The sequence below is a fragment of the Segeticoccus rhizosphaerae genome (assembly GCF_009192725.1).
In the GTDB taxonomy this organism is placed as follows: Bacteria; Actinomycetota; Actinomycetes; order Actinomycetales; family Dermatophilaceae; genus Segeticoccus; species Segeticoccus rhizosphaerae.
In genome coordinates this window covers 1-10360 of the sequence record NZ_VOHR01000120.1, presented here as the reverse complement: position 1 = coordinate 10360, position 10360 = coordinate 1, and the positions used below count along the sequence as shown (strand labels likewise).

General features: G+C 70.4%; 9 protein-coding genes and 1 riboswitch. Of the genes, 5 read left to right on the top strand and 4 right to left on the bottom strand.

Annotated features, from left to right (window positions below):
- Window positions 1–2531: DEAD/DEAH box helicase (locus tag FRW57_RS11245; protein WP_152186021.1), on the top strand; the 2531-nt coding region annotated here is incomplete at its 5' end.
- Window positions 2532–2634: 103 nt separating this feature from the next.
- On the opposite strand, the gene FRW57_RS11240 is transcribed toward FRW57_RS11245, so the two are convergent.
- From FRW57_RS11240 to FRW57_RS11230, 3 genes are read right to left on the bottom strand one after another with little or no spacing between them, the layout of a single operon-like run.
- Complete coding sequence (locus FRW57_RS11240; RefSeq protein ID WP_238384437.1) at window positions 2635–3717, bottom strand: ABC transporter ATP-binding protein; 1083 nt, start codon at window positions 3715–3717, stop codon at window positions 2635–2637.
- Window positions 3717–5372, bottom strand: a complete 1656-nt coding sequence (locus FRW57_RS11235; RefSeq protein WP_338016626.1) for an ABC transporter permease — start codon at window positions 5370–5372, stop codon at window positions 3717–3719. The genes FRW57_RS11240 and FRW57_RS11235 overlap by 1 nt, the downstream gene beginning before the upstream one ends.
- A 2-nt stretch (window positions 5373–5374) precedes the next feature.
- A complete protein-coding gene (locus FRW57_RS11230; RefSeq protein WP_137119708.1) occupies window positions 5375–6493 on the bottom strand; it encodes a thiamine ABC transporter substrate-binding protein in 1119 nt (372 codons plus the stop codon).
- A gap of 59 nt (window positions 6494–6552) precedes the next feature.
- A riboswitch (TPP riboswitch) is annotated at window positions 6553–6658 on the bottom strand.
- 94 nt (window positions 6659–6752) lie between these two features.
- Between FRW57_RS11230 and FRW57_RS11225 the strand changes: the two genes are divergently transcribed.
- Window positions 6753–7058 (top strand): DUF4235 domain-containing protein, encoded by a 306-nt coding sequence (locus tag FRW57_RS11225; protein WP_137119707.1) that lies wholly within the window; start codon window positions 6753–6755, stop codon window positions 7056–7058.
- A 63-nt stretch (window positions 7059–7121) separates the two neighbouring features.
- Here FRW57_RS11225 and FRW57_RS11220 read toward each other — a convergent pair whose 3' ends face one another.
- Window positions 7122–7631 carry an Lrp/AsnC family transcriptional regulator gene (locus FRW57_RS11220; protein WP_137119706.1) on the bottom strand — a complete coding sequence of 170 codons (510 nt, stop codon included), beginning with the start codon at window positions 7629–7631 and terminating at the stop codon, window positions 7122–7124.
- 137 nt (window positions 7632–7768) lie between these two features.
- On the opposite strand from FRW57_RS11220, the gene pdhA reads away from it, so the two are divergent.
- The 3 genes from pdhA to FRW57_RS11205 all read left to right on the top strand — a co-directional run.
- Entirely contained in the window at window positions 7769–8920 is a 1152-nt protein-coding gene (pdhA, locus tag FRW57_RS11215; RefSeq protein WP_152186020.1) for a pyruvate dehydrogenase (acetyl-transferring) E1 component subunit alpha, read from the top strand.
- The gene (locus tag FRW57_RS11210; protein ID WP_152186019.1) at window positions 8917–9939 is read left to right on the top strand and encodes an alpha-ketoacid dehydrogenase subunit beta; all 1023 of its coding nucleotides are present in this window, start codon (window positions 8917–8919) and stop codon (window positions 9937–9939) included. The genes pdhA and FRW57_RS11210 overlap by 4 nt, the downstream gene beginning before the upstream one ends.
- Window positions 9940–9991: 52 nt before the next feature.
- On the top strand, window positions 9992–10360 hold a 369-nt coding region (locus FRW57_RS11205), incomplete at its 3' end, for a biotin/lipoyl-containing protein (RefSeq protein ID WP_338055366.1).

Here is a 10360-nt window from a genome sequence, read left to right as displayed (position 1 = left end):
CTGCCGGCCCCGCCCAGGCGTCGCTCGACCTGCGGCGTCGGCCCGACGGCGACACCGTCGTCGAGCCGGTCGTCACGCTGGAGGGTGCGGTCCTGGCCGCCGGCGCGGTGCAGTTCATGGGGCGTCCCGCCCACGGGTTCTTCGTGGAGGGCTCGGACGAGCTGGGCGCCGGACGGCTGGTCAGCCCGGGCGCCCTGCTGCTCTGCCGGCTCGACCGTCCGGCCACCGGCGAGGTCTCCCGGTTGCTCTATGACGGGCGCCGCATCGACATCCCCGCCTCCGACCTGGGGCGGTTCCTGCAGAAGTACTACCCGGCACTGCGGCAGGCGCTGCGGGTGGCGTCGTCGGACGAGACCGTGCAGCTGCCCGAGATCCGGCCGCCTCGGCTCGCCCTGACCGCCACCTACGCGGAGGACCACCACGTCAGCCTCGACTGGGAGTTCGCCTACACCGTGGGCGAGGACGTCGCGCGGGTCCCGCTGCACGGTCCGGCCAAGGCGATCGCTGCCCGTGACCGGAAGACCGAACAGGCCCTGCTCGACGGACTGGACCTGCCCTCCGACCGGCTGCCGCAGCTGGTCACCAACGTGACCGGCCAGCCGGCCCTCGTGCCACGGGTCCGACTCAGCGGGCTCAACACCGCGGTCTTCACCGAGGACGTGCTCCCGGCTCTGCAGGAGCGAGACGACCTGCTGGTGGAGGTCGTCGGCACCCCGCAGGACTACCGCTTCACCGACTCGGCGCCACTGATCTCGGTGTCGACCACCGACTCCCGGGACGACGCCGACTGGTTCGACCTCGGCGTGATGGTCACGGTCGACGGTGAGCAGATGCCGTTGGTGCCCCTGTTCACCGCGCTGGCCCGCGGCGAGAGCCACCTGCTGCTGGACAGCGGCACCTGGTTGCGGATCGACCGGCCCGAGCTGCAGCAGCTGCGCGAGCTGATCGAGGAAGCCCGCGAGCTGCAGGACCGCGAGTCCGACGGGCTGCGGATCAGCAGCTACCAGGCCGGGTTCTGGGAGGAGCTGGTCGCCCTCGGGGTGGTCGACTCGCAGAGTCGTCGGTGGGACAGCACCGTGCAGGGGCTGCTCGAGATCGACCAGGTCGCCCCACCACCCGACCCAGCAGGTCTGGAGGCGGAGCTGCGTCCCTACCAGCGCGAGGGCTACCACTGGCTGAGCTTCCTGCACGACCACGAGCTCGGCGGCATCCTCGCCGACGACATGGGCCTGGGCAAGACGGTGCAGACGCTGGCGATGGCGCTGCGCGCCTTCGAGTCGGAGAAGCCGCCGTCGCCCTTCCTCGTGGTGGCACCGACGAGCGTGGTCTCGGGCTGGGCTCACGAGGCCGCCCGGTTCGCACCGACCCTGCGGGTGGCGACGGTGACCGAGACGTCGCGCAAGCGCCGCACCAGCCTGGCGGAGCACGTCGGCGACGCGCAGGTGGTGGTCACGTCATACGCGCTGTTGCGGCTCGACTACGACGCCTACGCCGAGCTGCCGTGGGGCGCCCTGATCCTCGACGAGGCGCAGTTCGTCAAGAACCACCAGTCCAAGGTCCACCAGTGCGCGCGCCGGTTGCCGGCGCCGTTCAAGCTGGCGATCACGGGCACGCCGCTCGAGAACAACCTGATGGAGCTGTGGTCCCTGTTGTCGGTCACGGCGCCGGGGCTCTTCCCCAACCCGCAACGTTTCACCGATCTGTTCGCCCGGCCGATCGAGCGTGGCACCGACCCTGACCGGCTGGACACCCTGCGCCGGCGGATCCGCCCCCTGATGCGGCGACGGCGCAAGGAGCAGGTCGTCGCCGAGCTGCCGCCCAAGCAGGAGCAGGTCCTCGAGGTCCCGCTCAACGCGCACCACCGGCGGATCTACCAGACCCACCTGCAGCGCGAGCGGGCCAAGATCCTCGGCCTGATCGACGACATGGCGGGGAACCGCTTCGCGATCTTCCGGTCGCTCACCCTGTTGCGACAGCTCGCCCTGGCTCCCGAGCTGATCGACCAGGACTACGTCGGTGTGCGCTCGAGCAAGGTGGATGCGCTGCTCGAACAGCTCGAGGAGGTCGTCAGCGAGGGGCACCGCGCCCTGGTCTTCAGCCAGTTCACCGGCTTCCTCGGGCTCGTGCGGCGACGGCTCGAAGCGGAGGGGATCGCCTACGCCTACCTCGACGGCTCCACCCGGCACCGCGGCGAGGTGATCGAGGGCTTCAAGTCGGGTGAGGCGCCGGTGTTCCTGATCAGCCTCAAGGCGGGCGGCTTCGGGCTCAACCTCACCGAAGCCGACTACTGCTTCGTCATGGACCCGTGGTGGAACCCCGCCGCCGAGGCGCAGGCCGTCGACCGTGCGCACCGGATCGGCCAGGAGCGCACGGTCATGGTCTATCGCCTCGTCTCCACCGAGACGATCGAGGAGAAGGTCATGGACCTCAAGGCGCGCAAGATGGGCCTGTTCACCCAGGTCATGGACGGCGACCCGCTGCTCGCCGCGCCCCTGTCGGCCGACGACATCAAGGGCCTGTTCGAGCACTGACTGCCCGCATGCCGGGTTGGCCCGACGCGCTTTGCTCAGTTGAGACCGCTCCGGCCGCGCTCGAAACCGGTTTGAAGGGAGCAAAGGCAGCCGGGAAGGCGGGTCAGCGGGGCGGGAGGACGGCCAGCCCGGCCGGGTCGACGGTCAGGCGGACCCGCTGGCCGGTCTCGAACCGTTCGTCGAGGCCGGCCACTCCCGCCAGGGCCCCGAGCCCCTCCACCTCGACGGTGATCCGCATGGTGTCGCGGGCCGCCGAGACCGACTCCACGACGCCCCCGAGCTCACCTGCCGGGTCGACCCTCACCGCGGACCTCCGGACGGCAACCTGCAGGCCCTCAGACGTCCCGGCATCCGGCGTGTTCACCTGTGGTTGGGCGGGATCCGGCCCAGCGCTGCGGCGTCCGCCGGACAGTGACAGCAGGCGTATGGCGGCCGGTCCGGTCAGCACTGTCGCGTAGCCGAGGAACCGCGCCACGTCCGCGTCCGCCGGGTTGCGCCAGACCTCGACCGTCGGCCCGTCCTGCACCAGCTGGCCGGCGCGCATCACGGCCATCCGGTCGGCCACGGTGAAGGCCTCGTCGTGGTCGTGGGTCACGAGCAGGGTCGTCGTCTTGGTCTCGGTGAGGATCCGGCGCAGGTCGTTCGCGAGGCGCTCCCGCAGCGACCGGTCCAGCGCCGACAACGGTTCGTCGAGGAGCAACAGCCGGGGTTCGGCCGCCAGGGAGCGCGCGAGGGCGACCCGTTGCTGCTCGCCACCGGACAGCGTCGCGGGCCTGCGATCTTCGTATCCGGGCAGCCCGACCAGCTCGAGTAGCTCGCGCACGCGCCTGCGCAGCCGGGACCGGCCGATCCCCTGCAACCGCAAGGCGTAGCCGACGTTGCCGGCCACCGACTGGTGGGTGAAGAGCTGCCCGTCCTGGAACATCAGGGCGAAGCCACGCCTGTACGTCGGCACTCCCGCCAGGTCCTGCCCGTCGAAGACGACGCTGCCGGAGTCGAGGACCTCGAGGCCGGCGATGGCCCGCAACAGGGTGGACTTGCCGCAGCCCGACGGTCCGAGGACTGCGAGGACGTCCCCGGACCGCAGTGCGAGGTGGACGTGGTCGACCGCGCTGGTCGTGCCGAAGCGCACGCTCGCGTCACGGACCACGAGTCCGTCTCGCTCCGTCTCCGAGGTGGCCATCATCAGAAGGATCCCATCGATCCGACGCGCAGCCTCTCGACCAGGCCCATCAGCGCGACCGTCACGGCGCTGAGGATGACCGAGGCGGCGAGCGCCATCCCGAAGTTCTCCGCGCCCGGGCGGGAGATGAGGCCGTAGATGACGACCGGCAGAGTCGGCCGGTCCGGCCGCGCCAGGAAGCTGGTCGCGCCGAACTCCCCCAGGGACACGGCGAAGGCGAACCCGGTCGCGGCCAGCAGCGGCCGCCATACGATCGGGACGTCCACGGTGAGCACCGCACGCAGCGGCGACGCGCCCAGCGCCGCCGCGGCCTGACGCAGCCGGTCGTCGATCGAGCGGAGCACCGGCACCAGGGTGCGGACCACCAGCGGCAGCGCCACCATGGCCTGCGCGATGGGGACCAGCACCGCGGAGGTACGCAGGTCGAGAGGCGGCCGGTTCAAGGTGATGAGGAAGCCGAAACCGACTGTCACTGCGGAGATCCCGAGCGGCACCATGAAGACACCGTCCATCGTCGCGATCACGCGCCTGCCCCATGCGGAGCGCGCCCGGCGCGACACGATGATCGACACGATGAGCCCGAGGACGACGGCGATGAGGGTGGCGTCCACGGCGGTGCGCCACGAGTTGTCCAGCGCGGTCCAGACCGGCACCACCAGTGCGTCTCCCGACCCCGTGGTGCCGAGGTTGCGGTAGTTCGCCAGGCCCCAGCCGTCGCCCACCTGGAGCGAACGGGCGACGAGGGTCACGAGGGGCAACGCGACGAACACCAGCACCAAGCCGGTCAGCGCCAGTGCCGTCAGGTCGCCCCGGTGTGGACGGCGCAGCCCACTGAGCAGGGAGGTCCGCGGCATCGCTCGTTCGCGGTGGGTGCGAGCCGCCCCTGCCACGAAGAGGATGGCGACCACGGCGAGGAGTTGCACGATGGACAGCACCGCCGCAGCCCTCAGGTCAAGGAACTGCGTGGTGAGGATGTAGATCTCGGTCTCGATCGTGCCGTAGCGCAGCCCCCCGAGCGTCAACACCACCCCGAAGGCGGTGGAGCAGAAGAGGAACACGATGGTGGCAGCCGAGGTGATGGCCGGGGTCAACGCCGGCAGCGTGACCGTGCGGAACACCCGCCAGGGCGAGGCGCCGAGGGCCGCCGCCGACTCCTCGGCCCGCGGGTCCAAACCCTCCCAGACTCCGCCCACCGTGCGGACCACCACCGCCAGGTTGAAGAAGACGAGCGCGGCGAGGATCGCGGCCCAGCTGCCGTCCAGGCCGAGGAAACCGAGCGGTCCCCCGGCCGCCAGCAGGGTGCGGAAGGCGACCCCGACCACCACGGTCGGCAGCACGAACGGCATGACCACCAGTGCCCGCAGCAGGCGGCGGCCGGGGAGCGACAGCCGGTAGAGCGTGTAGGCGACCGGCAGGCCCAGCACGGTGGTGAAGGCGGTGCCGGCCAATGCCATCCACAGGGTGAACCACAGGATGCGCAGCGTGCGGCCACGGCCGAGCACCTCACCGATGCCGCCCAGGTCCCAGGCGCCATCGCTCTGGAGGCCGCGCCCGACCATGCCCGCGACCGGCAGGACGAAGAAGATGGCGAGGAAGACGACCGGCACCAGCGCCAGCCCCACCAGGCCGGCCTTCGCGCCCCATCCAGAACGGCTCAAGGTCAGCCGGTGGCGATCTCTGACCACTGCTCGAGCCAGGCCCGACGGTCCTTGGCGATCTTCTTCGGTGCGACCGTGAAGGGGTGCTTCGCGACCTTGGCCCACTTGGCCCACAGCGGCGGGAGGCTCACCGAGTCGTTGACGGGGTAGACGTACATGTTGTCGGGGACCGTCTTCTGGAATGTCGGGCTCACGAGGAAGTCGACCAGCGCGGCCGCGCCGGCGGGGTTCTTCGCGCCCTTGAGGACCCCGGCATACTCGATCTGGCGGAAGCAGGTGTCGAGCAGGGCACTGGTGGTCGGCTTGTCACCGCCCTTCGGGATCGTGAACGGCGGCGACGACGCATACGACAGCACGATGGGGCGACTGCCCTTGCCCTCGCCGCCGGAGAAGTCGACCGAGTAGGCGTCGGACCAGCCCTGGGTGATCCTGGTCCCGTTGGCCATCAGCTTCTTCCAGTAGTCCTGCCACCCCTGCTCGCCGTACTTGCCGATCGTGGCGAGCAGGAACGCCAGGCCCGGTGAGGACGTGGCGGCACCCGGCGTGACGAAGAGGTTCTTGTAAGCCGGCTTGGTCAGGTCGTCCAGCGTCTTCGGCGGGTTGATGCCCTTCTTGGCAAACCACCGGTCGTCGATGTTGACGCACACGTCGCCGTAGTCGACCGGCGTCAGCTGCCTCGCCGCCTTCGGGTCGGGCAGTGCGAACGGGGCCATCCCGGCCGGCGGGTTCGTCGGCGTGTGGTCGGAGAGGACACCCGCGTCCACCGCGCGCGACGCGAACGTGTTGTCGATGCCGAAGACGGCGTCACCGAGCGGCGAGTCCTTGGTCAGCACCAGCTTGTTGGTCAGCTCGCCGGCGTCACCGTTCTTGCGCACCTCGACCTGGTAGCCAGTCTGCTTGGTGAACGCTTCGAGTGTCTTCTTCGGCGCCACGAAGGAGTCGTGGGTCACGAGCACCACGGTGCCCTTGGCGTGCCCCGAGGACGGCGTGCCCTGGGTGGAGCCCGCCGCGGTCGAGGCCGGTGACGACGACGGTTCGCCGCTCGAGAGCGAGCAGGCGGACAGCGCGAGCGTGAGTGTGCCGGCCAGCGCCAGCGACACCCGGTGGTTGATGGGGTTCATGCATCCTCCTGTGCTTCAAGGAGGGGTTCCCCACGCAGGCCGGGGCTCCGGTCCTTCGTGGGGTTCGAGACTCGACTTCCTCCACCGGTACTAACCGGATCAGGTTCGAGGGTCTGCGGTCGGTCCGCACTCTCAGCGCTTCATGGCGCTCCCCTGTCGTTCTGCTGAACAGTGTAGACCGTTCCCATCAACTGGCTCCCCGGCCTTCGCCGTGGCAGGCTCAGGTGCGAGAAGCACATCCGACTCTGGGAGGTATGCCGTGGGTTCACTGGTCTGGAAGGTGCTGGGCACGGGGGGCGCGATCCTCGCCGGGATCCTCGCGAGAAAGGTCACCGTGACCGGTTGGAAGGTGGCCACCGGCAACGAGCCACCGGCCAACCCGGAGGACCCTGAGGTGGAGTGGAAGGAAGCGCTGGCCTTCGCCATGTTCTCCGGCGCCGTGGTCGGACTCGCGCGCCTGCTGACGACCAAGAAGGCCGCCGACTTCTACAACAGGTCCGCCGGCCACCTGCCCAAGGACCTGCAGAAGAAGATCGACAAGTCCAACGCCCAGCCGACGGTCTGAGGGAGCACCGGGCGGCGCCGACACCGCCGCGGCTCCTGCGCGAAGGAGCTGCGGCAACGGGACTCAGGACCAGTCGGCGCCCCGCCCGTCGAACTCCTCGAAGACCAGCCATGTGCGGGTCGCCTTGACCCCCGGGACTCCTTGGATCTGCTCGAGCACCACGTCCCGCAGGGCGGCGTTGTCGGGTGCGCGCACCTGCACCAGGGCGTCGAACTCCGCGCCGACCAAGGCGATGTGGTCGACGAAGGGCAGTTCGCGCAGCCGCGCTGACACGTCGCGCCAGGCGTTCTGCTCGATGGAGACGCTGACGTAGGCCGAGGTGGCCAGGCCGGCGCGTTCGGCGCTGATCCGGGCCGTGAAGCCGGTGATCACGCCGTCGGTGCGCAGTCGCTCGAGGCGGGCGTAGGTGTTGGCACGCGAGATGTGCAGGCGCTCCGCCAGGGCGCGCACCGAGAGGCGCCCGTCCCTCGCCAGCTCGGCCACCATCTGTCGATCCGCCTCGTCCAGGGGCCGGGCCGGATGTCCGGACGTGGGGGCCGGGCGGGGAGTTGGCTGAGACGTCTTGTCGTCCATCACGCTTCCATTCAACCAAACGTCTTGGCTTCTTGGCTGTTCTTGTGTCAACCATCTCGCGGGAGGGACGATGGCAGCTCGGGCGGCGTCCTGCCGCGCGCGCTGAACCGTGCCCACGTCCCGGAGGTTGGTCCTCGATGACGGCCCAGAAGGAATCGACCCACACCACCGATCCTCACGCTGCCGGGCTGGTGGCCAGCCTGCTCCCGTGCCCGGAGCCGGTGCAGTTCGTGGACGCGACCGGGCGCCGGGTGCCCGGTGGTGAGGGTGGGCGCGGTTATGCGCAACCCACCGCCGAGCAGCTGGTCGAGACGTGGCGGCGGATGGTGGTCGGTCGACGCTTCGACGTGCAGTCGACGGCGCTGACCAAGCAGGGGCGGCTGGCGGTCTACCCCTCCTCCCGCGGACAGGAGGCCTGCCAGGTCGGAGCCGTCATGGCGCTGCGTCCCGACGACTGGGTGTTCCCCACCTACCGCGACTCGGTCGCGCTGATCACGCGCGACATCGACCCCGTCGAGACCCTGACCCTGCTGCGCGGCGACGCCCACTGCGGCTACGACCCCATCGCCCGCCACACCGCGGCGCAGTGCACCCCGCTCGCCACCCAGTTGATCCACGCGGCCGGCGTCGCGCACGGCGAGGCCCGACGGGGACGGGACACGGTGGCGCTCGGGTTCATCGGCGACGGCGCGACCAGCGAGGGTGACTTCCACGAGGCCCTCAACTTCGCCGCCGTCTTCAACGCGCCGGTCGTGTTCTTCGTGCAGAACAACAAGTACGCCATCAGCGTGCCGCTCTCGAAACAGACCAAGGCACCGTCGCTGGCCTACAAGGGAATCGGCTACGGAGTGCCGTCCGAGCAGGTCGACGGCAACGACGCGATGGCGGTGCTTGCCGTGGTGAACCACGCCGTGCAGCGCGCGCGCGACGGCGGGGGACCCTTCCTCATCGAGGCGCACACCTACCGGCTCGACGCGCACACCAACGCCGACGACGCGACCCGCTATCGCGAGGCCGACGAGGTCACCGACTGGTTGACCCGCGACCCGATCGCACGGCTCGAGGCCTGGTTGCGCTCGGAGGGCCTGGTCGACGACGCCCGGGTCGAGGAGGTCACCGCCGAGGCGGAGGCGTTTGCCACGGCGTTGCGCGACCGGATGAACGCCGACCCCCAGGTCGACCCGATGTCGTTGTTCGACAACGTCTTCGCCGAGCCGACCCCCGAGCTGGTCGAGCAGCGCTACATGGTCGCGCAGGAGATCGCCGCCGAGCAGGAGGAGCAGGAATGACCACCCTGACGATGGCGCAGGCGCTCAACACCGCGCTGCGGGACGCCATCACGCAGGACGACGACGTCGTCGTCTTCGGGGAGGACGTCGGCACTCTCGGCGGCGTCTTCCGCATCACCGACGGGTTGACCCGCGACTTCGGCGAGGAGCGCTGCTTCGACACCCCCCTCGCGGAGTCGGGCATCGTGGGGTTCGCCGTCGGGATGTGCATGGCCGGCTTCCGCCCGGTCGTGGAGATGCAGTTCGACGCGTTCGGCTATCCCGCGTTCGAGCAGGTCGTGTCGCACGTCGCGAAGATGCGCAACCGCACCGCGGGCGCGGTGCAGCTCCCGATGGTCATCCGCTTCCCCTACGCCGGGGGCATCGGCGGCGTGGAGCACCACAGCGACTCGAGCGAGGCCTACTACGCGCACACCCCGGGCCTGAAGGTGGTCAGCCCGTCCACACCCGCCGACGCCTACGGGTTGCTGCGACAGGCGATCGAGGACCCCGACCCCGTGGTCTTCATGGAACCCAAGGCGCTCTACTGGGCCAAGGGCGAGGTGCAGACGCCGGGTCAGCCCCTCCCGTTCGGCCGCGCGGCCGTGCGGCGGGAAGGCACCGACGTGACGCTGATCGCCTACGGGCCCTCGGTGCCGGTCGCGCTCAAGGCCGCCGACGCAGCTCGCGAGGAGGGCTGGGACGTCGAGGTGGTGGACCTGCGGACGATCACGCCGTTCGATGACGACACGGTCGCACGGTCGGTGCGGCGCACCGGGCGCTGTGTCGTGGTCACCGAGTCGCACGGGTTCGCGGGTGTGGGAGCCGAGGTCGCCGCCCGCGTGCAGGAGCGCTGCTTCCACTCGCTCGCCGCGCCGGTGCTCCGAGTGAGCGGACTGGACATCCCTTACCCCGCACCGAAACTCGAGCACACCTACCTGCCCGGCGTCGACCGGGTCCTGGACGCCGTCGCCCGGCTGCAGTGGGACGACGAGCCGGACACCCGCTGGCTCGACAGCGCACGAGGAGGAGCTGCATGACCCACCCCACAAAGTTCTCCGCTGCGCTCCGACACTTCGCGGGGGCCCCGGCGTGAGCGAGCAGGTCTTCCGGCTACCGGACCTCGGCGAGGGACTGACCGAGGCGGAGATCATCGAGTGGCAGGTCGCCGAGGGCGACCAGGTCGTGGTCGACCAACACGTCGTGGTCGTCGAGACGGCGAAGGCGACGGTCGAGGTGCCTTGCCCGTATGCCGGGACCGTCCACACGCTGCACGGCGCGGTGGGCGACGTGGTCGAGGTCGGCAAGCCGCTGATCAGCGTGGCCGGGGACGCCACCGCCAGTTCGCAGCCGCCCACGGCCGACGAGCCGGTTGCAGACGAGCTCGCCGGTGCCGGGCAGTACCGCGAGGAGGAGCAGGCCGGGTCCGGTGCGGTGCTCGTCGGCTACGGCACGGCCGAG

Excerpts from the sequence above, each read along its gene's own strand:
- FRW57_RS11240 (WP_238384437.1), bottom strand. The coding sequence starts at position 3,717 with ATGATGGCCACCTCGGAGACGGAGCGAGACGGACTCGTGGTCCGTGAC.
- FRW57_RS11230 (WP_137119708.1), bottom strand. The coding sequence starts at position 6,493 with ATGAACCCCATCAACCACCGGGTGTCGCTGGCGCTGGCCGGCACACTC.
- FRW57_RS11220 (WP_137119706.1), bottom strand. The coding sequence starts at position 7,631 with ATGGACGACAAGACGTCTCAGCCAACTCCCCGCCCGGCCCCCACGTCC.
- pdhA (WP_152186020.1), top strand. The coding sequence starts at position 7,769 with ATGACGGCCCAGAAGGAATCGACCCACACCACCGATCCTCACGCTGCC.
- FRW57_RS11210 (WP_152186019.1), top strand. The coding sequence starts at position 8,917 with ATGACCACCCTGACGATGGCGCAGGCGCTCAACACCGCGCTGCGGGAC.